Annotated in this window: 22 protein-coding genes; 12 read left to right on the top strand and 10 right to left on the bottom strand. The window is 41.2% G+C overall.

Translation table 11 applies throughout. The features are described 5' to 3' along the window. Positions 1-176 precede the first annotated feature (176 nt). The 4 genes from RRG12_RS18485 to RRG12_RS18500 all read left to right on the top strand — a co-directional run bounded on the left by RRG12_RS18485 (position 177) and on the right by RRG12_RS18500 (position 6,582). The gene (locus tag RRG12_RS18485) at positions 177-1,289 is read left to right on the top strand and encodes a precorrin-8X methylmutase (protein ID WP_420760280.1); all 1,113 of its coding nucleotides are present in this window, start codon (positions 177-179) and stop codon (positions 1,287-1,289) included. Between the two features lie 412 nt (positions 1,290-1,701). Beyond that, the gene (locus RRG12_RS18490; RefSeq protein WP_420760281.1) at positions 1,702-4,023 is read left to right on the top strand and encodes an ATP-binding protein; all 2,322 of its coding nucleotides are present in this window, start codon (positions 1,702-1,704) and stop codon (positions 4,021-4,023) included. 52 nt (positions 4,024-4,075) lie between these two features. Continuing rightward, on the top strand, positions 4,076-4,549 hold the full coding sequence (locus RRG12_RS18495) for a response regulator (RefSeq protein WP_069073249.1): 474 nt from the start codon (positions 4,076-4,078) through the stop codon (positions 4,547-4,549). A 290-nt stretch (positions 4,550-4,839) separates the two neighbouring features. After that, positions 4,840-6,582: an ATP-binding protein gene (locus RRG12_RS18500; protein ID WP_420760282.1), complete on the top strand. Its 1,743-nt coding sequence runs from the start codon at positions 4,840-4,842 to the stop codon at positions 6,580-6,582. A 131-nt stretch (positions 6,583-6,713) separates the two neighbouring features. On the opposite strand, the gene RRG12_RS18505 is transcribed toward RRG12_RS18500, so the two are convergent. From RRG12_RS18505 to RRG12_RS18515, 3 genes are all read right to left on the bottom strand, one after another. Beyond that, on the bottom strand, positions 6,714-7,727 hold the full coding sequence (locus RRG12_RS18505; RefSeq protein ID WP_420760283.1) for an alpha/beta hydrolase: 1,014 nt from the start codon (positions 7,725-7,727) through the stop codon (positions 6,714-6,716). Between the two features lie 68 nt (positions 7,728-7,795). Further along, positions 7,796-7,921, bottom strand: a complete 126-nt coding sequence (locus RRG12_RS18510) for a hypothetical protein (RefSeq protein ID WP_420760284.1) — start codon at positions 7,919-7,921, stop codon at positions 7,796-7,798. A 77-nt stretch (positions 7,922-7,998) separates the two neighbouring features. Then, positions 7,999-8,508 carry a hypothetical protein gene (locus tag RRG12_RS18515; RefSeq protein ID WP_420760285.1) on the bottom strand — a complete coding sequence of 170 codons (510 nt, stop codon included), beginning with the start codon at positions 8,506-8,508 and terminating at the stop codon, positions 7,999-8,001. Between the two features lie 260 nt (positions 8,509-8,768). On the opposite strand from RRG12_RS18515, the gene truB reads away from it, so the two are divergent. Continuing rightward, positions 8,769-9,653, top strand: a complete 885-nt coding sequence (truB, locus tag RRG12_RS18520; protein WP_420760286.1) for a tRNA pseudouridine(55) synthase TruB — start codon at positions 8,769-8,771, stop codon at positions 9,651-9,653. A gap of 393 nt (positions 9,654-10,046) precedes the next feature. Here truB and RRG12_RS18525 read toward each other — a convergent pair whose 3' ends face one another. From RRG12_RS18525 to RRG12_RS18550, 6 genes are all read right to left on the bottom strand, one after another. Further along, positions 10,047-11,258, bottom strand: coding sequence for an endonuclease (locus RRG12_RS18525; protein ID WP_420758009.1), 1,212 nt, complete (start codon positions 11,256-11,258; stop codon positions 10,047-10,049). Between the two features lie 212 nt (positions 11,259-11,470). Then, the gene (locus RRG12_RS18530; protein ID WP_420760287.1) at positions 11,471-12,250 is read right to left on the bottom strand and encodes a hypothetical protein; all 780 of its coding nucleotides are present in this window, start codon (positions 12,248-12,250) and stop codon (positions 11,471-11,473) included. A 32-nt stretch (positions 12,251-12,282) separates the two neighbouring features. Further along, the gene (locus tag RRG12_RS18535; protein WP_420760288.1) at positions 12,283-12,492 is read right to left on the bottom strand and encodes a hypothetical protein; all 210 of its coding nucleotides are present in this window, start codon (positions 12,490-12,492) and stop codon (positions 12,283-12,285) included. Between the two features lie 607 nt (positions 12,493-13,099). After that, complete coding sequence (locus RRG12_RS18540; RefSeq protein ID WP_069070820.1) at positions 13,100-13,936, bottom strand: CheR family methyltransferase; 837 nt, start codon at positions 13,934-13,936, stop codon at positions 13,100-13,102. A 198-nt stretch (positions 13,937-14,134) separates the two neighbouring features. Next, complete coding sequence (locus RRG12_RS18545; RefSeq protein WP_069070819.1) at positions 14,135-14,665, bottom strand: hypothetical protein; 531 nt, start codon at positions 14,663-14,665, stop codon at positions 14,135-14,137. A 184-nt stretch (positions 14,666-14,849) separates the two neighbouring features. Then, positions 14,850-15,416 carry an HD domain-containing protein gene (locus RRG12_RS18550; RefSeq protein ID WP_069070818.1) on the bottom strand — a complete coding sequence of 189 codons (567 nt, stop codon included), beginning with the start codon at positions 15,414-15,416 and terminating at the stop codon, positions 14,850-14,852. Positions 15,417-16,048: 632 nt separating this feature from the next. Between RRG12_RS18550 and RRG12_RS18555 the strand changes: the two genes are divergently transcribed. The 3 genes from RRG12_RS18555 to RRG12_RS18565 all read left to right on the top strand — a co-directional run bounded on the left by RRG12_RS18555 (position 16,049) and on the right by RRG12_RS18565 (position 17,302). Further along, positions 16,049-16,600, top strand: a complete 552-nt coding sequence (locus RRG12_RS18555; protein WP_420760289.1) for a DUF2231 domain-containing protein — start codon at positions 16,049-16,051, stop codon at positions 16,598-16,600. An 80-nt stretch (positions 16,601-16,680) separates the two neighbouring features. Continuing rightward, the gene (locus RRG12_RS18560; protein ID WP_420760290.1) at positions 16,681-17,097 is read left to right on the top strand and encodes a DUF2809 domain-containing protein; all 417 of its coding nucleotides are present in this window, start codon (positions 16,681-16,683) and stop codon (positions 17,095-17,097) included. After that, positions 17,075-17,302, top strand: coding sequence for a DUF167 domain-containing protein (locus RRG12_RS18565; protein ID WP_420760291.1), 228 nt, complete (start codon positions 17,075-17,077; stop codon positions 17,300-17,302). Before RRG12_RS18560 ends, RRG12_RS18565 begins: the two co-directional genes overlap by 23 nt. Positions 17,303-17,424: 122 nt before the next feature. Here the strand turns inward: RRG12_RS18565 and RRG12_RS18570 are convergent, their stop codons facing one another. Next, complete coding sequence (locus RRG12_RS18570) at positions 17,425-18,036, bottom strand: glutathione S-transferase family protein (RefSeq protein ID WP_420760292.1); 612 nt, start codon at positions 18,034-18,036, stop codon at positions 17,425-17,427. A 199-nt stretch (positions 18,037-18,235) separates the two neighbouring features. On the opposite strand from RRG12_RS18570, the gene RRG12_RS18575 reads away from it, so the two are divergent. The 4 genes from RRG12_RS18575 to RRG12_RS18590 all read left to right on the top strand — a co-directional run bounded on the left by RRG12_RS18575 (position 18,236) and on the right by RRG12_RS18590 (position 20,478). Then, positions 18,236-18,937: an SOS response-associated peptidase gene (locus RRG12_RS18575; RefSeq protein ID WP_420760330.1), complete on the top strand. Its 702-nt coding sequence runs from the start codon at positions 18,236-18,238 to the stop codon at positions 18,935-18,937. 112 nt (positions 18,938-19,049) lie between these two features. Then, positions 19,050-19,571, top strand: a complete 522-nt coding sequence (locus tag RRG12_RS18580) for a photosystem I assembly protein Ycf3 (protein ID WP_069070822.1) — start codon at positions 19,050-19,052, stop codon at positions 19,569-19,571. An 82-nt stretch (positions 19,572-19,653) separates the two neighbouring features. Continuing rightward, the gene (gene gatC, locus RRG12_RS18585) at positions 19,654-19,944 is read left to right on the top strand and encodes an Asp-tRNA(Asn)/Glu-tRNA(Gln) amidotransferase subunit GatC (RefSeq protein WP_069070812.1); all 291 of its coding nucleotides are present in this window, start codon (positions 19,654-19,656) and stop codon (positions 19,942-19,944) included. 273 nt (positions 19,945-20,217) lie between these two features. Next, the gene (locus RRG12_RS18590; RefSeq protein ID WP_012412483.1) at positions 20,218-20,478 is read left to right on the top strand and encodes a MoaD/ThiS family protein; all 261 of its coding nucleotides are present in this window, start codon (positions 20,218-20,220) and stop codon (positions 20,476-20,478) included. Positions 20,479-20,725 lie beyond the last annotated feature (247 nt).

Below are 20,725 nucleotides of genomic sequence, written 5' to 3' on the forward strand. Positions count from 1 at the left end.
TCAAAGCGGATTCCTATAGTCTGTTTGTAAGGGTCGGGATATTTAGCCAAAGCTTGCTCAAGTTCATCTAACATAATTCTTTCTTGAAACCTGGCTCTAAACCCAGCAACTTTAGTTTTAATTTATACTCCTAACCTGCTGCCTCCTGCCTCCTAACTCCTGCTTTTTTGTAAATCATGAATGCTGATTGCTTAACCATTAAAGAACTCACTGATGCAGTAGGAGGCGGTTTAACTCCGCGGATGGTACGCCATTATCATCAATTGGGACTGCTACCGCAACCAGTGCGATCGCCTAGCAATTACCGTCTCTATACTAAAAAAGATATCCTCCGGTTGCAACGGATTGTAGCATTGAAGCAGCAAGGGTTTCAGCTAAACCACATCCGCAATATTTTGGAGGTGGAACCAGAGGCGGATACAACTGTTAACCTCATGGGACAACTCCAGCAACAATATCGGGCGGTGATGCAACAAATTTCTCAACTGCGGCAAACTGCATCAGCATTAGAAGGATTATTGGGGCGCGATCGCCATTGTCAAATTATCCAGGCGGAAGTTTTGGCGCAACTCAAGTTACTGGATGTCGAAACCCAAGCCGGATTGGGGGGATTGGAAAATCTGTGGAGTGGCTTGGATGCCGAAATTCATAACCATTCAGAAGCTTTTACTGAATCGCTACAACGTTTACTACCTGATTTGTCTCACCGTTCAGAAATTGAACAACACCTAATTTCTCAGTTGGTTTTGGCTTGTGGCGATGTGAGTTTGGTGTCCTTTGTCAAATTGAGTCGAGGCGCGATCGCAGCTAGTCGAGCAGCTCTATCTTCAAGTTGTCAAATTGTTGTCGATACCCAAACGGTTGCTGCTGCTTTAGATCAAACCCGATTAGTTCATTTGGGATGCCGCATTGAAACCTTGATTGATAACCCTCATATTACCACCGCCACAGAAGCAGAACTCGCTTTTTGGCAACATCGACAATGGCGAGAAAACTTGCAGCAAGTAAGTCCGGGTTGTGTGCTGGTAGTTGGTTATGCTCCCTCAGTACTTGTAGAAATTTGTGAAGCAATCGCTAACCAGAAAATTCAGCCTGCACTAGTAATAGGAATGCCCATTGGCTTTAGCCATGCTCCCGCAGCCAAGCGACAACTGATGCAACAAGGGATACCTTATATTACAGTTGAAGGAACTTTGGGAGGTGGCGCTTTAGCTGCAACTGCCCTAAATGCTTTGGTGGAATCACTGATTGATAAGCCAGATTGTCATTGTTATCTCAATGAGTACTGAACAATTGACAAAGATTTCTTGCTGTTTAAGGTATTGAAGAAGAATTCAGAATTCAGGACTCAGAATTCAGGAGTCAGAATTCAGGACTCAGAATAAATCAGTCGGGGATTCAGACCCGCGACTTTCTTGTTGACCACCAAATCGTAGATTTGGTGAGGGTGCAAAAACGCCGGTTATTCAGACGCTCTCTACGAGACGCTAAAAGCGAACGCAAACTCGCTAACGCTGTGCTATCCGCCAGTCATACAGAATACCTTTCCTGTATTTTGACTCCTGACTCCTGAATTCTGTTCGATAACCGTAATAAGTACAGTTGAGATGCGATCGCATTCATAACTTATCGGCATATACTTTAAAGAAATGTGACATTTAATTGCGCTATTGTAAAAGTCAGCTTTACATAAGTTCAGTTATGAGCCAGCCTGAATATACTACAGCCCAAGCAACAGCCCTGACTAACCACGATCGCAAACCTATTCATATACCTGGCTCTATTCAACCTCATGGAGTTCTACTAGCACTCAGTACTCAGCTAGAGATACTGCAAGTTAGCAACAATACCCAAGCATATTTAGGCAAGGAGCCAGAAGATTTACTTGGTCAACCTTTGAGCGATTTACTTAACTCTTTGCAAGTGGAAACTGTTAAGCAGTGCTTGGTGAAAAAAATTGGCAGTGCAAACGCTTTTAAAGTATTAATAAATACCTTACATGGTGAACGATACTTTGACGCGATTGCTCATCGTACAGAACAGGCTGTGATTTTGGAGCTAGAACCGACTGACTCAAAATCGGAGTTGAGTTTCTTAAGCTTCCATACTTTGGCAGGTGTTGCGATCGCAAAAATGCAAAGCACATCCAATCTGATAGAATTTTTGCATTTGGTAGCTGAAGAAGTCCAAAAAATCATTGGTTTTGATCGGGTGATGGTCTATCAATTTGACCAGTCGGGAGCGGGTTCTGTTGTTGCAGAAGTCAAACGGGAAGATTTATCACCTTATTTAGGACTCCACTATCCGGCTACAGACATTCCGGCTCAGGCTAGGGAGTTATACACGCGCTGCTTTCTCCGATTTCTCCCCGATTTGACTGCCGAACCTGTCAAACTAGTTCCAACGGAAAACCCGACAACACATCAGCATCTTGACTTAAGCTACTGTCTGCTGCGGAGTTTTGATTGGTGTTGTGCAGAATATCATCAAAATATGGGAGTGAAGGCTCTTTTGGTGATTTCGCTCATTCAAGAGCAGAAGCTTTGGGGATTAATATCCTGTCACCATCAAACACCAAAGTATATTTCTTACGAAGTCCGCAAGATGTGCGAATTTTTGGGACAAATCGTCTCTTCAGAATTAGCGCACAAAATTAGTCACTCAGAATGGGACTATAAGGTAAAACTCAAATCGCTACAGTCCGAGTTCCTTGAATCTATTTCCCAAGCAGACAATTTTATCGATGCTCTAATTAAACCTGAAATCCGCTTGCTCGATCTTGTTAGTGCCTCTGGAGCGGCAGTTTGTCTGGATAATGAAATTACCCTTGTGGGAACAACACCGAATATTGATGAAGTTCGAGCGCTCATTGAATGGGCGGATACCCAAGTTAGTGACAACCTGTTTTCCACTGATTCTCTACCCAAGCTTTACCCAGAAGCGCTGAGATTTAAAGATACTGCTAGTGGTTTGCTGCTACTGCGGATTTCTAAAATTCGCCGCTATTACATCCTTTGGTTTCGTCCTGAAGTTCTCCAAACGGTACATTGGGCTGGAAATCCACAGGAATCTATTCAAACCAAGGCAGATGGTAGCCATACTTTATCTCCACGAAAATCCTTTGAACAATGGCAAGAAACGGTTAGATTAACTTCTCTACCTTGGAAAGCTTGTGAACTTGATAGTGCGATCGCTCTCAATAATGCGATCGTTGGTATTGTACTCTCAAAGGCAGATGAGTTAGCTAAAATCAACCTGGAGTTAGAGCGCAGCAATCAAGAACTAGCATCCTTTGCCTACGCCGCTTCCCATGATCTCAAGGAACCTTTGCGGGGAATTTATAACTTCTCGACAGTACTGCTAGAAGATTATGGTCAACTATTAGATGATGAAGGAATTGAGTGCTTGCAAACAGTAGTCTCATTGTCTGTACGCATGGAAACTCTCATTAATGCTTTGCTGCGACTTTCACAGTTAGGACAAGCGCACCTGCGAGAGCAAGCAACTGACCTCAACGAATTACTCACCCAAGTAATTGAAGTCTTTCGTGCTAGTCGCCAAGACTCTGGGCTGATGGATATTCGTATTCCTCGGCCTTTGCCAACAGTTCAGTGTGACCGAGTTCTCGTTAATGAAGTCTTCAGTAATTTGCTTAGTAATGCCTTCAAATACAACGATAAAGCGGAGCAATGGGTTGAGATTGGCTACTTAGATGAGGGACTGGCGACTAGGGACTGGCGACTAGGGAAGAGTTTTCTTAACCCAATCCCCAATCCCCAATCCCCAATCCCCAATCCCCAATCCCCAATCTTTTATATCCGCGATAACGGTATTGGAATTCCACAGCATCACCTAGAAACCATTTTTAGATTATTTAAGCGGCTTCATTCCCAGGAAAAATACGGTGGAGGAGCGGGTGCTGGACTAGCTATTGTTAAGAAGATTGTTGAGCTTCACAACGGTAAAATTTGGGTTGAATCTACCATAGGCGTTGGCTCAATGTTCTATTTTACGCTGGAATAGTTTAAGATAATGACTAAATATGTATTTTTGTTAAGCTCTTTTAAGACCACGAATGACAAAAAAACTTCATGAACCGCTGCTCGTTGTTGAGGACAGCAATGAAGATTTTCGGATGCTGCAACGCCTCATGCGGCGCATGGCTGTCCAAAACCCCATACACCGTTGTACTAATGGAGATGAGGTTTTAGAGTTCCTCTATCAACAGGGGAAAGATGCCTACGCTAAGGGCGAAAACTTACCCAACTCTAAAGTAGCATTACGACCCTCTGTGATCTTGCTCGATCTCAATCTGCCAGGTATTGATGGCCGTGAGATTTTAGATCGGCTCAAGCAAGACAAGAGTTTCAAGGGAATTCCCATCGTTGTTTTTACCACATCATCTAACCCCAAGGATATTGAATTGTGCTACCAAAAGGGCGCAAATGGATATCTGGTAAAGCCGATGGATGCTCAGGAATTAAAAAAGACGATCCAGGCATTTGTGGATTACTGGCTTGAAGCCAATACGCCACCCGTCTTGGATTAATTTGTTTATTTTCTGCTGATGAGGCAGTAGGGACAATGGGATAACTAAGGAGACGGCTCAGAGGACACAGCGACATTTTCCTCTTTGAGTCACTGTGTCTGCTTGTCTCTGATATATGTGTTTTCCCCATTTTCCTGTTTTTTACCGATGCTCGACTGCTTGTATTGCTTTAGAATTACTAAAGAATTTAGATTTTATTTATACTTATTTTATATTATTTTTAGAATTATGCAATAAAAACACAATCTGGATAAAAGGGATCTATATGACTCCCTGATCCTCATAACCTTATGTTGGACATACGGACGCTACTCATCATCGATGATTGTGCCGCAGATCGAAAAATCTATCGTCGGTATCTTTTGAAAGATCCGCACCAGTCCTACCAGATTTTGGAGGCAGATTGTGCCGAAGATGGACTTGCTTTGTGCCGAAAAGTCCGCTGCGATGTCATTCTGCTGGATTTTTGCCTACCTGATATGAGTGGGTTAGAACTCTTCGATCAGATGCAGCAGGAGATATTTGAGACTTCTGTCCCCGTAATTATGTTGACAGGGCGTGGCGATGAAGAGGTTGCTGTGCAAGTAATGAAACGGGGTGCTTTGGATTATTTAGTCAAGCAACATTTGACACAGGATGTGCTGCAACTAGCAGTCCGCAATGCCATTAAGCAATCGTGCTTGCAAGCCCAACTCCAGAAAACTCAAGATAGACAGCGCCTAATTGCCACGACTGCTTTACGAATTCGCCAGTCTCTTAACTTAGAGCAAATTTTGAATACGGCTGTAGCCGAGGTACAGCAACTTCTGAAGTGCGATCGCGTGATGGTCTATCAGTTCGCCCCAGATGCGGACGGTAAAATAGTTGCCTCATCAGTTGAATCATACCGCACTGTCGAATTGTGCGATCGCATTGGGGCGGGGACTGGGGAGCAGGGGAGCAGAGGAGCAGAGGAGCAGAGGAGCAGGGGGGAAGTTGCAGTAGGTCTTTCCCCTCTGCCCCTTTGCCCCTCTGCCCCTCTGCCTTTTAATTCCCAATCCCCAATCCCTTATATTTATGAGCTTGGCTTGTGTAATTGTGTCAGCCTAAAAGAGCAATTTAATACTAAGGCAAATCTGGTAGTTCCGATTAATCTGAGTAATAATGGGAACCCAACGCCCAAGCTTTGGGGTTTATTGATTGCTCACCATAATTCTGGGGAACGACACTGGCAAACTGATGATGCCCAAATGCTCAATGAAGTATCAGTGCAACTAGCGATCGCTATTCAACAGGCGGAATTGTTAGCCCAAACTCAAGCAGCCCTTGCTAAAGAAAAGCAACTCAATGTATTTAAATCCCAAATCATTGCAACGGTTTCCCATGAGTATCGCACGCCGCTAACTTCAATTCTGGCTGCTGCATCAACTTTGGTAAAACATAGTCAGCAACTAGATGAGTCTAAACAACAGAGGTTTTTGGGAATCATTGAACAGAAAGCAAGGTATATGTCCAAACTTGTGGATAATATGCTTCTGGTTAACCAATTTGAACTGGAAAAACCCAAGTTTAAACCAATCCCACTTGATTTACTACATTTTTTCTCCGACCTCATAGAACAAGAACGAGAAACAGCAGGCGATCGCCACGAATTGATTTTTAAAATTACTGGGAAAAACCAGGAATTTTGGGGCGATCGCGGACTTTTACAGCAAATTTTTATTAACTTAATATCCAATGCAATTAAGTACTCTCCAGATGGAGGTACTGTGGAATTCCACCTCATCAGTAAAGAATCAGAAGTAATCTTTTACATCAAAGATCAGGGAATTGGTATCCCGATAGCAGATCAAGAAAATTTGTTTCAATCCTTCAGTCGTGGAAGTAATGTTGACACAATTCCTGGTACAGGCTTAGGGCTAGCGATCGCTAAAGGTTGTGTTGAGTTACATGGTGGTAATATTACCCTGTCCAGTGAAGTGGGGCAAGGAACTAAAGTTACAGTCAACTTACCAAAGGCATTCCCAATCAGGGCAAACGCATCTAAACACTGACGAAATGATAGTTATTTTTATACATATCTGCGGCAGAAATTTATAGCGATCGCTCGAAAGCGACTAATGTCCATACTGGACTAAACATATTTTTTGAGTCTCTTCGTTTTTTTGCAAAATTGGGATGCTCACTAGGAATCTGGATTGATGCATTTGAGATCCTCACAGCCAAAAGCTTGAGTCATCATTGCAGATAGCTGTTGAGAAACTTGCCTATCAAAGTTGAGTTCTCGCATGATTTGGTCATAGGCATGTCCCTGCGTGATCCGCGTTGCCATTTGCTCAAACTCTAGCCAAGTCAAATCACTCTCAACAAATGCTTTCGCAAGGGTAATTATCAGTTCCTCATAATCATTGTCTTCCAGTTTCGTCATCATTCGGTGTTCAATTTGAAGTGAATCATCGAAACAGTAATACCAAGATTTTGGTTGCTGCTTAAGTACTCTTCGGAAAAAATCTTGCTGTTTCGAGCGATTAACAGCATGATCTGCTTCACTACATACCATTAAGATAGGGGCAGAAACACAGCCTTGAGCCTTTTCTAAAACCTGATATCCCAATTCAAGAAATATCCGTAATGCCTTAAGACGAAAACCTTTATAACCAAAATTACCAGGTGCATCTTTGTTAAACCATTCAAAGTAAATTGGCAAGATTTTTATAAGTAAATCGAATAGTGAGTAGCGGCTACCTAAATAAGGCGTGAACAATAAGGTGCGGTCAATCTCTTGAGGATGCTCTAAAGCTAACCAAGCAGCTAAAGTTCCACCAGTCGATAATCCACCAATCACAACTTCTTGACCTAACGTTTTTGCAATCTCTAACCATTTAATTACAAATTCTTGATAAATCTTAATATCTGTTGGCAGAGGTGGAGGGTTTTGATGCCTCCAGTCACCGGAGCGTCCATGACCGGGTAGTAAAGGAATTAAAACATTATATCCGGTGTTAAATAAGGCTTTACCGAGCGGCTCGAACTGGTAAGGGCCTGCTGTAAAACCATGCAAAAATAAAAAAACTTTTGATCTAAAGTCAGGGTGAATCAAAAATTTGGAACGACAGGCTTCATTCTTTAGACCCAGTGTAGATTCTAATTGGTGAACTTGCTCTAGGATTTCTGCTGTTTTTTGAATGCCAGTTTTCATTGATTCCCGGTCGTATTTACAGATATCAACTTATTTTATCAAGGGCAAAGTTGAAATCTTAACCAGTTTTAGCTGAGTCTGCGAACCTGATCTTGAATTCCCAGTTCACGCAGCGTCTTTGCAGGAGAAGGGGTTGACCTCTGTTCTTGTAGCGAGAATAGGTCGATATTAGTCAAAGGTGCAATCGTTGTCATCTGCTCCAACCCCTACCCTATGAGTAGATTGAGGGTAGGGAGTGCTGCGGTGCGTTTAAAAATAAATCTTGTGATTCTTAATCTCGAATTTCTATCTTGCTAATTAGCCATTCTTTGATTGTTTTCCCACAAGGTTCAGAACTTTGGCAATCACTGACGTTTTCTATCTGATAATACATTCGTACTTTTTTATTGACGTATTTCTCTGGTTCGCAAACATCAAATGTTGCACCGACACCTTCATGTAATTTATCATTTTCGTCGATAACAGTAACGTAACATTTTAAGTCTCCATTTTGCATCTCTTTGATAGTACCCAATGTCGGTTTATCGTTAGGAACTTCATTAGTTTTATTGTTTTTAATAGGTGTTTTTTCATTTGATGTTGAATTACTAGTTTTTTTGCTAGCTTCGATATTATCTATCTTTTCTTTATTTGCAGAAATAGATTCAGAATTAACTGGAGTACTTGTTGCAGTCTTTGCTTGATTAACTTGATTTTGTTGAGAAGCAGTATTGCCATCGCTACAACTTGCAATCAACATAGAACAAAGAATTAATGTAGTAGTGAAGATTGTTTTTTTCATTTTATTAATTTTTCTATAAAATTTCTTTATTGATTACAATAATATGTATTGTCACTTATAAGCGACATCGTGGTATTTACTGTATATGCTCGGCGTTATCTGCGCTTTTTGTGAATTATTCGGTAAAGTGCTTAGAGAATGTATTTAGCCTAGTTAATGTGTATAAATTAATGCTTAATTAAGCCTTGATTACCAAATATTAATGCTTTGAGCATTAAATAAGTATTTAATAGAGTTTAGAAGCTGTAAGTATTGATTTTGTGTTATTTCAAGGTTTTCTCAACTTAAACAAACCATCTGACTGGACTTCCCACGACTGCGTAGCGCGGGTGCGAAAATTATTGCGCCTCAAACGTGTAGGACATGCGGGAACCTTAGATCCAGCCGCTACAGGGGTTTTACCGATCGCACTTGGTAAAGCCACAAGACTATTGCAATATCTCCCAGAAAACAAAGCTTACAAGGCTACGATTCGCCTGGGTGTGCGGACTACAACCGATGATTTAGAAGGTGAAATCATCAATTCTCAACCTTGTGCTGGATTGAGTTTGGCAGAGGTGAAAACTGTACTGGCACAATTTGAAGGCAAGATTGAGCAAATACCACCGAGTTACAGTGCAATTCAAGTAGATGGTAAACGCCTCTACGATTTAGCACGTAAAGGTGAAATAGTGGAAGTTCCAGTGCGGACAGTGGAAATTTTTCGCATAGAAATTTTGGACTGGAGAGAAGGAGATTTTCCCGAATTGGATGTTGCGATCGCATGTGGATCTGGTACATATATTAGAGCGATCGCTCGTGACTTAGGTGCAATCTTAAAAACCGGTGGCACTCTTGCAGCTTTAATCCGCACCCAAAGCAGTGGTTTCGATTTAGCAGATAGTCTCACTTTGAGCGACTTAGAAACTAAGCTGCAAGCCGGGGCATTTCAACCTCTTGCCCCTGATGCAGCGTTACAACATTTGTTGTCTGTGACTTTACCAGCAACATCTGCTCAAAAATGGTGTCAAGGTCAGCGAGTTTCTCTAAATTCTGATATTACTGGGATGGTGCGAGTTTATGAAGAAGAGACTCGCTTTTTGGGTGTTGGAGAATTACAAGATGAAGTGTTAATTCCTCAAATGGTTTTTGAACCAATTTCTTGAAGAAGAATTCAGGAGTCAGAATGGGCTAAACCTTAGCTATCCGCTAACAGAATTCAGAATTTAGGAGTGGAGCCGGAGACGTTTCCGTTAGCTCCGGTAAGAATCAAGATGTTCTCTACGAGACATTGGGTGTAGCTAGCTTACTTTGTTAGCTGTAAGGGTACGCGGACTCGCTACCCTTGCACATAATTCAATTCTGACTCCTGACCCCTGAATTCTTTCTTGTTAAACCAATTTAATGTGAAGTTGCATATATCTTGATCCCTCTAAATCCCCCTTAAAAAGGGGGACTTTGATATGATATATGTTCTTCCGGTTCCCCCCCTTAATAACTACGGTGTACACACAAGTTGAATTACCCCCCTTAGTCTTTCAAGGGTAGGTATTTAAAAATCAGGCAGTAGAGAGGGTGATTTGAGAGACATGGAGTTGTGGAGTCAAGGAAGGCCAAGGTTCAGGGAAAAAGCTACCTTGAGGTAGGGGAAGACGATTAAGAACGGCAGCCTTAATCACTAAAAATCCACGACGGAAACATGAGAGACAACGATGGAAGACACTATTTTTCAAATTGCGTCGTGCAACGTGGGTTTGTGGTAATTCGTCTAAACTACTAATAGGCAAATTGGCATCAATAGCACCTCCAACACTAACCTGCCATAAAGTAGCGATTGCGATCGCTAACCAATGTCTCTCGGCTCGTTTGGTATCTGTCATTTTAGTTTGATGCCAAGCAAAACCACCTCTTTTACCGTCTTTAAATAGACATTCAATCCAAGAGCGCATCGAATACCAACAAGCATCCGCAACTTCGGGTTGTAAATCGGTGAGAATTAACCAAGGTTCGGCATAGCCCTCGTCATGACGGGCTAACAATGTACATTCAATCGGGTTACTTTTGAAACAAGTTACCAATGACTCAAATGACTGACCAACTTCTCGAACAAGAGTATTTAGAGGTAGCCAAGAAACAGTACCTTTAATTTGAAACTGCCCCTGAAGGTTAATCCGCATAAAAGGATGCCAACCACAGTTCAAGATTTGTTGATACAACCACTCAGCATAAAGCCCTCTATCTGTGGTGACAATTACAAACCAATCTGGTGGTACAGTTTTGTCTATATGGCGAAATAATTCTTCCCAGTGAGGTTTCCAACTTCCAGGAATGGTAGCTTCAACTATTTTCCAGGCAATTGGAATTCCACAGCCACGGTAAACAATGCTAATTGCTAATACAGTAAAGCGATCGCTTAAAGTTGAAGCATCTGCTGCCAATGCTAGACGTTTTTCACCTTTAGGCCAAAGACTTAGAATCCAAGATAGTAGTGGACTAAAACAAGATGTCACATCCAATGAAGTTCGACCAGTTTTTGTTTTATCTTCTGCGTCTCGATACCATTCCCGCAGTTGCTGACGTATAGTATTCTCCTTTTTACCCAGTAGTTCTGCTAAAAATACTGAAACCGTTGTCAGTCCACTTGATTGGGTCATTACTATCCCAAAAGTCCACATTGCCAGTACAACAGCTTGAGGTTTTGTGAGATTTGGCATTTTTTCAATTACTTTTCTAGTCCATTCTCTTAATTCCTCGCTTTTTCCTACTTGCATTCACCCTCCTGCACCCGTAGTAATTCTGCTGATAAAAGCTAGATAGTATTTTACCTGCAAAAATACGCCTTTATTAAATACCTACCCTTGAAAGAGGATTAGGGTGGGGTAAAACCTTGATTAATCAGCTATTTCAGACTTGTGTATACACCGTAGTTATTAAGGGGGGCTAGTGGGGATCGAATTATATGCAGCTTCATAAAAAATTGGTATTAAACCAAATAACTTGTATTGGGTACGATCGCAAAAAAGGCATACTCATACCAAGCAGTCCAGATGAAACTGCGAATCCATCGCTGACGTTTTTCGGGACTCAACTCATATTCAAACGCCCCACGAGATACATCAATAGAAGATAGATGAGAGTTGCAACCGCAGCCATGTTGATAAGTAAAACCATATTTAGAAGCAATACTTTGTACTTTCATTTGGATAGCAAATACCTTACCTGCATGGAGTATGGCATCCCAAGAACGTTTGTGTTCGATATCGCGTTTATCAAATCGTAAGGCACGTTCTTCAAAAACATGATCGCGGTAAATTGGTGCTAGATGCACATGGTAGAAACTTGCTGGTAATTCATAACCAAACTCGTTGAACAAATCTATGCCAATGCGAGCCACTTTTACTTCATCAGCATAATCTGTCCCCTTTGACTCCACATTATGGAGAATTTCTGCAAAGTTCGGATAGCTGTGTTTGAGAAAGTCTTGTCCAAAAAAGTCAAGAGTTTCCCATGCCAGTTGTGCAAATAGCTGGGAAAATGACGGTATCAAGTGAGCCAGTTGGGGGCGATCGCTAAATAAGTCAACATCGCCATGTTCTAATTTGTATAAGAACAACTGTGCCATCTCAACATAGTCTTGGGGATGGGAAAGTCCGATACTTGGGGTTCCTCTAGCAATGTCTTGCCATATAGAAGGTAGTTGAGAAACGTGAACGGCATTTTCTCCAGCAATGACTGCAACAGGAGGACATTCGAGAAGTTGCATCGACAATCTCCTTTAAGACGTTAATGTGTAATTTACCTTAAGCGATCGCTATATCTGTCTTCTGAACACAAGTGAAGTACTCCGGCTTGCTTCGCTGAAACCGGAGCTTCAGAAAAAACAACCATCATCGTTTCGCGTCTCATTCGCCGTTGCCACGTTGGGTATATCGCAGGGATATTCGGGACTAAACCCGATGATGGTCTTACACAGCGTCTCTCGGTTTGCACCGTTTGTCTCTTCATGGAGAGAACCCGCGTAGCCGTCCGCCTTCCGCAGACAGTTTTATTACTTTCTCGTACACCCCTGTGTGGCTTATTTTTTACCGTAGGACGTAACCTTGCGAACCAGTGACCAAGGTTTTTCCCCCTTTCTCACGCTCTTAGACTTGGTAAGCGTACTACCGCTACTGTGACCGTTTGTTATGAGCCGTGTGGGTGGGTCAACAACCATTTATATATTACTATAAATATGTACACATTATGAACATATTTATGAGTAAAAAAGATTTGCATGTTCGTATATCCTCTAGAAGACACGACAAACTCAAGGCTTATGCACAGGACAAGGAAAAGACGGTGACTCAACTTATTGAAGACTGGATCGATAGGTTGGCAAGTCCAAAAACTGACGATTCCTTAACCATCCCACTCCCTAATCAACCTGGCGGTTGATATTGGTCGGAGATGTTTTTGTCATCGTCCGGCTATCCATCCCCTTCCTGCTGCGCTGAGGAAGGGGAATTCCGCCGAATTAGTTAAAAATGTTTGACAGACTGTCTTTTGACAGCAAACGCAATTTTACTGATAATTTTCAGGGCGCTGCTTATTTTACCCTCTCAGAGCATTCTCTTCAGCCACCTGCAATTTTCTTATATATTTTCTCGCCTCTGACTATCTCCTCATAGTACTGCTCATAAGGGGTAAACCTGATGGATTCTTGTCGTCCTAAACCCAAAATTCCAAAGGTGCAAAGACTATTATAAAACAGTTCATGTACCCGCTTTTGAAGTACCTGATTGAAATATATAAGAACGTTACGACAAAGGATGACATTAAACTCATTAAAAGAACCGTCAGTTGCTAGATTGTGCTGTGCAAAAACAACATTTTCTCTTAGGGATGCTCGAAAAATAGCATTGTCATAAGCGGCTGTATAATATTCTGAAAAAGACTTTTTGCCGCCGGCTTTTAGATAAAGCTGAGTGTATTCCTGCATCAATTTGAGAGAGAAAATCCCACTTTTGGCATTTTGTAATACCTTCTCATTCGTATCAGTAGCATATATGCGGCAACGGTGATAAAGTCCTTCTTCTTGCAGTAAAATTGCCATTGAATATACTTCTTCACCGGTGGAGCATCCAGCGTGCCAAATGCGAATAAATGGATAGGTTTGTAAGAAGGGGATAACTTGATTTCTGAAGGTGTTATAAAAGCTAGGATCACGAAACATTGATGTTACATTCACCGTCAGAGCAAGCAAAAATCGTTCTAAATAGGCCCGGTTGTGAAGTAACCGCTCTTGTAATGCAGAAACATTTGCTAACCCCTCTAATTGCATGAAGCTATGAATGCGGCGCTTAAGTGAGGAAATAGCATAATCCCGAAAATCATAACCATAGTATTGATACATCCCTTCCAAAAGCAGATGTATTTCGATGTCCTCTAAGATCGGTTTGGGCAGAGGCATAATAATTCGTAATTCGTAATTCGTAATTCGTAATTTGTAATTTGTAATTTGTAATTATTACTCCAGGCATGAATAGTTTTTTTGAAAAAATGATGCTGGATTTTTGGTAATTTTCATAAATAATTTTAGCTGCTCGTTAGCAAAAGTAGCTTGCTGAATCAATTAAACTTGATTGCGGTGCTACTTATGGGTTTCAGGTTAACTAAGTGCTGCGACTCCTAAAACAGCGATCGCAATTATTGCAATTCCAGCTAGCCATCTCACTTGGTAACGCAGATTTTTTATCTCTTGGCTCAAATTTTCTGTCTGTGGAATGGAATATGGTTGTAGTTCTGTAACTTCGATTGGTACTTGTTGGGGTATATTTGGTAGATTTCCAAAAGACACTTGTGTATGTAGCCAACTAGTAATCAGTTGGGGACAGTTTTTCTTAAACCAATTAAAAGCTAAAGTTTTAAAAACTGGTTTGGACATTCTGGCTATTAATTTCATCACCCTGTTTAGAGGCTTTGAGCGAAGCTTTTGGTTGATCAGATTGACTGAACCAACATCATAGAGACAACCCATAATTAGTTTTACAGTGGCTTCTTCACTGTTAATCAAGTTTTGCAGTAAAAGCAGAACATCATGCATACGCTCTGCTTCAATATATTTTTCTGCTAAGTTCTCTGGAGGACTTACTGAAGAATTTACGTTTGTATTAAGGGTGTTTTGTCTTACTATAGTCATATTAGCAACATAACAATGAGAAGAATATAAGTATACTATCTACCGAGGGAAAGATTTTTTATCTAGAGAGAGAACCTAAAAGCCAATTTTTTCTTGTGATAGACATGACTATATCGTGTCTGTAAAAAGGTTATTTGTCTAGTTCCTATGAATTTTTTTTCTACTTCTGGGTAAATAAACTTTTTTATGAAGATGCTAATACCTCAATTTGTGCAACTACCCGTTCTAATTCGTCAATGATTACAGTGCTTTCAGTCTTTTTGAAGGCATCTACAAGCGCCCGGTAATACCAAAGAGTTCCTTCTTTGCGCCCCTGAAAACGTTCCCAAAGTGATTCACCTAAAATGCGATAATCTTTGAGAATAGATTGAGCATTATACAATTTATCTGCTAGTGACACGAGCAGAACTGATGGAGAAGCAGTAGGAATATGAGCAATATAAGCTTCCTTGCGCTGTCGCCAAGGGGGTTTTGGAGTTGTATCAGCGTCAGTACAACCATCTACAATTGCTGTTACATTGTCACCAAAACGGTGGCGAATTTCTTCCCGTGTTGCGTCGCCACCCTGATCTTCGATCGCATCGTGTAAGAGGGCTGCGATCGCTTCATCTTCATTTGCTCCGTATTCTAAAGCAATACTGGCGACACCTAATAAGTGGGCAACGTAGGGGACACCTGAACCTTTACGAACTTGGTTAGCGTGCAGTTGGGTGGCATAAGTCAGGGCTGCGGTAAAGCGTTCTGAGAGCATTGTATCAAAGGAGTCAGGATAACTCCGCCGAATAAAGAAAGGGCTTGTGTCAATTTTATAACAAACCGTTCCAAGTCCAGAGGTCACAAACTCGGATTTCTCACCGATGCTCAAAGCTTATGCTTTTGCAGGGGAGCAGAGGAGAGTTATTGTACAAGTTCTTTCCCCTCTGCCCATTCTGACTCCTGACTCCTGACTTCTGAATTCTGTTCGATAAAAGTAGGAGCCTATGTATTTAATTGCCTAGAAAGTTAGAATTTCGGTGAACTTTTTGAGATAAGTGCTAGTTGCCAAAGAATGCGTTTACGTCTTCACAAACCTGGATATAAAAGCATTTTTTATTGCAAATAATATCATTATACTTTTAGATAGACAACATTTAAACCCATATTACATCGCTAGATAGATAAAAATATGATGAAATTTTATTAAATTACCTTCAAGATATGTTGTTTTCAGCAGGAGTTAAATTAATCATGCCAAATAGTTCTAGATTAAGAGAGCAAGTGCTGAATAAAGCAGTAGAAAAACTAAAAGTATAACTAGACAAACTAACCCTACAAGCTGAAGCTTATTTTAGAAAAAATCTTTCAGCTTCAAAATATAAAGCTCATAAATTCAGGATACTAATAATGGAAACTACAGAAACCACACAAACAAGTTCAACACCTTTTCCAAATATTCCACCAGTTATTGAAAGTAACGACAGTGAGTATCGTGATACCGGCGTACCTAGCACAGTTGCGATCGCAGGACATCCTCTACATCCATTGAGTGTGATCTTTCCCATAGCCTTTTTAGCCGCCGCCTTGGGAAGTGATATCGGCTACTGGTTAACTGGTGACTTCTTTTGGGCTAGGGCTTCATTATGGTTAATCGGACTCGGATTAGCTGGAGGCGTACTTGCATCTGCGATCGGCCTCAGCGACTTTTTGAAAATTGAACGAGTCCGTAAACGTACCGCAGGTTGGGCGCATTTGATACTTAACGTTTCTATTTTAGTTTTATCACTCATCAACTTTCTCCTGCGTTGGGGCGACGCTGAATCCCGAATAGTACCTTGGGGATTGCTAATCTCGCTTATTGTCGGTATACTAACCAGTGTTTCCGGGTGGTTCGGTGCTGAACTCTCCTATCGCCACAAAATCGGTGTGGTGGGTGCAGGTAGCAGAAGATATCCTTAACCTGTAATATCCCAAATTGCGAATTATTGACAAAGAGATAGTAGAGGCTAAAATTTTGCTTAGTCTCTAGTCTGTAGAAAATGCGTCAAAACCGTAACCAAACAATATTTATTATTCTTTCTGTGCTCATCGTTATACCGATGGGCTTTTTGTTTAAGTATTATAATGGGCCTGCTGATCAGTGGTTTAATGACTACGGAGCAGCTGTATTTTACGAAATATTTTGGTGTCTATTCGCATTTTGGTTTTTCAGAAGTCGGGCAGCGATAATTCAAATTCCTATATGGGTTTTTGTCATCACCTGTATACTAGAATTCTTGCAACTTTGGCATCCGCCACTATTAGAAGAGATTCGCGCCACCTTGATAGGTAAATTGCTACTTGGCACCACCTTTGTTTGGTGGGATTTTCCTCATTATCTATTGGGTTGTGTTTTAGGTTGGTTGTGGCTGCGACAATTACACGGAATAGGTTATGCAAAAAAAAGTCAAGGTTAAACCTAATTCAAAACAGCAAAAGATTGAAGAACAACCTGATGGCAGTCTGACTGTGTATTTAAAATCTCCTCCAGTTGATGGTAAGGCTAATGAAGAGTTAATTAAACTACTAGCAGAGAAATTTGATTTACCTAAATCTCATATCAGAATTAAGTCAGGTTTATCCTCGCGGCAAAAGCTGATAGAAATTGATACTGATACTTAGCTGCTGCTTACTAACACCTTTTTTGAAACCTCTTTTGCCTCTTGAATATGAGGTATATCTCACTTCTTAAATGCTCTACTAGAACCAAGAAACGAGAGACATAAACTCACAAAATCTAATCTTTATGCTTGTGTAATACTGAGATACCTTGATTGAGCCTTGACTCTTTCTATCCAAGCTTGGATAGCAGGAAATTGTGTCAAATCAAACCCACCTTCATCAGCTACATGAGTGTAGGCGAACAAGGCGATATCAGCGATCGTGTAACGCTCTCCTACAAAAAAAGTGTGAGAAGTTAAGTGTTTATCCATCAGCCTAAGTGCTGCATAACCTGGTTCACGGTTTTGCTTGATAGCTTCATCATATTCTTCAGTTTTACCTAAAATAGAAATCCAAAATCTTGATTTAGCAATAAAAGGTTCATGGCTATATTGTTCAAAACACAACCATTGCAGCACTTGCGCTCGTAAAAAGCGATCATAAGGTAAAAACTCTGTGCCTTCACTTAAATAGACTAATATGGCATTTGATTCTGCCAAATATTTCCCTGGCTCGATTTCCAGAACAGGTATTTTACCGTTGGGATTTTTACTTAAAAATTCTGGTGTTCGAGTCTCGCCTTTCAAGATGTTAAGCTCTATCCTCTCAAAAGGCATACCTAGTTGTGTCAATAAAAGACGTATCTTATAAGCATTGCCAGAAGGTAAAAAATCGTACAGACGCAGTAGTTTCATGCTAAAATCCAGTTAGGAATATGTTGATAACTGAAGGTTTAAAATACAATATCTTACCAAAAGATTTTCCCAAAACCGGATATTTTTTTTATATTTAGCGTCTGAACGTACTACATAAAATTATCTGAGAAAATAAAAATAATTAGTATTTATTTCTAAATTGAGATGTTTAATTTAGTCAATGGTCGAGAATAAAAGTATGTGTGGAAGATTTACTCTAAACCAGTCATCAGCAGGATTATCTCAAGTTTTCCATGTCGAGTCAGTTCCAGATTTAGCAGCCGAATATAACATTGCGCCTACGCAAATGGTGGCAACAGTGTTACAAAATCCCGAAAGCGAAAAGCGTGAATTTAAGCAATTGCATTGGGGGTTAATTCCGTCATGGGCAAAAGATGCAGGCATGGGGGCAAAGCTGATTAACGCGAGAGCGGAAACTGTTGCCGAAAAACCCGCTTTTCGCTCGGCTTTTAAGCACAGACGATGTTTAGTGATAGCTGATGGCTTTTATGAGTGGCAACGCCAAGAAGGTAAGAAGCAGCCGTTTTATTTTCGTCTTCAAGATGGGCAACCCTTCGGCTTTGCAGGTTTGTGGGAGAGATGGCGATCGCCTGCCAACGAGGAAATAATCTCTTGTACAATTTTGACAACGGCAGCTAACGAATTACTCCAACCCATCCACGAGCGGATGCCAGTGATTTTGGAGCCACAAGATTACGATTTATGGCTAGATTCGCAAGTGCAAACGCCCCAAACCCTACAGCAGCTATTGCGTCCCTATCCAGCGCCAGCAATGGTTGCCTATCCAGTTAGCACCTTGGTAAACAACTCTCGGCATAATAGCGCGGAATGTATCATACCCCTAAGTGAGAAGAATGCACCCGCAAATCAGTTAAATTAGCTATTGAATGAACTAAGGAATTGGGGAGATGAGGGAGACAAGGGGGAAAAGAGAATAACCCATGCCCAATGCCCCATGCCCAATACCCCATGCCCAATACCCAGAGACACATATGCCAAGAACACAAAAGAACGATAATTTTGTTGACAAATCCTTTACAGTGATGGCAGATATCATCCTGAAGATCCTGCCAACCAACAAAAAAGCTAAAGAAGCGTTTGTTTATTATCGAGATGGGATGTCGGCCCAAGCGGAAGGGGAATATGCGGAGGCATTGGAATACTATGAAGAAGCCCTAACACTTGAGGAAGATACTAACGATCGCGGCTATATTTTCTACAATATGGGGCTAATCTATGCCAGCAATGGCGACCACGAAAAGGCTTTAGAACTCTATCACCAGGCAGTTGAGTTAAACCCACGTATGCCCCAAGCCTTGAATAACATCGCCGTGATTTATCACTACCAAGGCGAAAAGGAGAAAGAATCTGGAGATAACGAGGCTGGCGAAGCACTTTTTGACCAAGCCGCAGACTATTGGATTCGAGCGATTCGCATGGCTCCCAATAACTACATCGAAGCCCAAAACTGGCTGAAAACCACCGGGCGATCGCAAATTGACGTATTCTTCTAAAAGTGAAGAGTTAGGAGTTAATAATTCCTAACTCCTAACTCCTAACTCCTAACTTCCCACTCCTCACTCCTCACTAAAAAAAATGATTGACCAAGAACAAGTTCACAGAGTAGCTAATCTTGCTCGTTTAGAATTGACTCCAGAAGAAGAAGAACAATTCACTACCCAGTTGGGAAGTATCCTGGACTATATCGAACAACTGAATGAACTTGATGTCAGTAATGTGTCGCCAACAACACGGGCAATTGATGTCAGCAATGTCACACGAGAGGATGAATTGCAACCCTATCCTGACCGCGAAAGCATTCTCAACAGTGCGCCTGAACAAGAAGGCGAATTTTTCAAAGTGCCAAAAATCCTCAATGCTGAATAATCAAACGGCAATGCGAGAGTTATTAGTCATTGGTCATTTGTCATTGGTCATTGGTCATTGGTCTAAGAGAAACTACGTCCAGTCTTTAACGTGGTTTGAATTAGTCATATGAAAGACAAAGTTTTTACACCCACCATAAAAGCAGAGCTACTGTTATCGCAAGGGCAGATTATGCACTAATTACCAAAGTTATTTAATGTATAATAAACCTCAAGAGTTCAGGGTGCTTCTCAAGTATTAAACCACTTGGTGGTACTGCCAAAGATATATTGTATGTCTAAATCTGCAATCACTGTTACCGTCAAATTGTTCGCTGCTTATCAAGAAGCCTTTAAGGTTTCGGAACTGGTACTGGAATTTCCTAATAGTATGCCAGTCAAAGCAGTATGCGATCGCCTCATAGCTGAACACCCTGAACTCTCCCAATGGCGTGATATCACCCGTTTTGGGATTAATCTAATATTTGTTGAACCAGATACCCTACTACAAGATGGGGATGAAGTCGTGCTAATTCCACCAGTCAGCGGCGGCTAGGAAAATAGTTAGGAGTTAGGAGTTAGGAGTTAGGAGTTAAAGATTCAAAACTGCTAATTCCTAACTCGGATTTCTCACCACACCTCTTAAAGCCTGCGCTTGTGCAGGGGAGAAGTAATGAGTAAGAAGTAAGAAGTAAGAAGTTTTTACTCATTACTCATTACTCATTATTCATTACTTCTCTTCTGCTCCATCAAACGCCTTGAGAAGAGTGAGAAATGCGGGCTAACTACTCACTCCTCACTTT

The organism is Nostoc sp. CALU 546, assembly GCF_048836525.1.

What these genes read in the sequence shown, in the direction of transcription:
- RRG12_RS18545 (WP_069070819.1), bottom strand. Translation starts at nt 14,665, where the DNA reads ATGACTATAGTAAGACAAAACACCCTTAATACAAACGTAAATTCTTCA.
- RRG12_RS18540 (WP_069070820.1), bottom strand. Translation starts at nt 13,936, where the DNA reads ATGCCTCTGCCCAAACCGATCTTAGAGGACATCGAAATACATCTGCTT.
- gatC (WP_069070812.1), top strand. Translation starts at nt 19,654, where the DNA reads ATGATTGACCAAGAACAAGTTCACAGAGTAGCTAATCTTGCTCGTTTA.
- RRG12_RS18495 (WP_069073249.1), top strand. Translation starts at nt 4,076, where the DNA reads ATGACAAAAAAACTTCATGAACCGCTGCTCGTTGTTGAGGACAGCAAT.
- RRG12_RS18510 (WP_420760284.1), bottom strand. Translation starts at nt 7,921, where the DNA reads ATGACAACGATTGCACCTTTGACTAATATCGACCTATTCTCGCTACAA.
- RRG12_RS18535 (WP_420760288.1), bottom strand. Translation starts at nt 12,492, where the DNA reads ATGAAGAGACAAACGGTGCAAACCGAGAGACGCTGTGTAAGACCATCA.
- RRG12_RS18555 (WP_420760289.1), top strand. Translation starts at nt 16,049, where the DNA reads ATGGAAACTACAGAAACCACACAAACAAGTTCAACACCTTTTCCAAAT.
- RRG12_RS18550 (WP_069070818.1), bottom strand. Translation starts at nt 15,416, where the DNA reads ATGCTCTCAGAACGCTTTACCGCAGCCCTGACTTATGCCACCCAACTG.
- RRG12_RS18565 (WP_420760291.1), top strand. Translation starts at nt 17,075, where the DNA reads ATGCAAAAAAAAGTCAAGGTTAAACCTAATTCAAAACAGCAAAAGATT.
- RRG12_RS18575 (WP_420760330.1), top strand. Translation starts at nt 18,236, where the DNA reads ATGTGTGGAAGATTTACTCTAAACCAGTCATCAGCAGGATTATCTCAA.
- RRG12_RS18525 (WP_420758009.1), bottom strand. Translation starts at nt 11,258, where the DNA reads ATGCAAGTAGGAAAAAGCGAGGAATTAAGAGAATGGACTAGAAAAGTA.
- RRG12_RS18530 (WP_420760287.1), bottom strand. Translation starts at nt 12,250, where the DNA reads ATGCAACTTCTCGAATGTCCTCCTGTTGCAGTCATTGCTGGAGAAAAT.
- RRG12_RS18500 (WP_420760282.1), top strand. Translation starts at nt 4,840, where the DNA reads ATGTTGGACATACGGACGCTACTCATCATCGATGATTGTGCCGCAGAT.
- RRG12_RS18580 (WP_069070822.1), top strand. Translation starts at nt 19,050, where the DNA reads ATGCCAAGAACACAAAAGAACGATAATTTTGTTGACAAATCCTTTACA.
- RRG12_RS18505 (WP_420760283.1), bottom strand. Translation starts at nt 7,727, where the DNA reads ATGAAAACTGGCATTCAAAAAACAGCAGAAATCCTAGAGCAAGTTCAC.
- RRG12_RS18590 (WP_012412483.1), top strand. Translation starts at nt 20,218, where the DNA reads ATGTCTAAATCTGCAATCACTGTTACCGTCAAATTGTTCGCTGCTTAT.
- RRG12_RS18570 (WP_420760292.1), bottom strand. Translation starts at nt 18,036, where the DNA reads ATGAAACTACTGCGTCTGTACGATTTTTTACCTTCTGGCAATGCTTAT.
- RRG12_RS18515 (WP_420760285.1), bottom strand. Translation starts at nt 8,508, where the DNA reads ATGAAAAAAACAATCTTCACTACTACATTAATTCTTTGTTCTATGTTG.
- RRG12_RS18560 (WP_420760290.1), top strand. Translation starts at nt 16,681, where the DNA reads ATGCGTCAAAACCGTAACCAAACAATATTTATTATTCTTTCTGTGCTC.
- RRG12_RS18490 (WP_420760281.1), top strand. Translation starts at nt 1,702, where the DNA reads ATGAGCCAGCCTGAATATACTACAGCCCAAGCAACAGCCCTGACTAAC.
- RRG12_RS18485 (WP_420760280.1), top strand. Translation starts at nt 177, where the DNA reads ATGAATGCTGATTGCTTAACCATTAAAGAACTCACTGATGCAGTAGGA.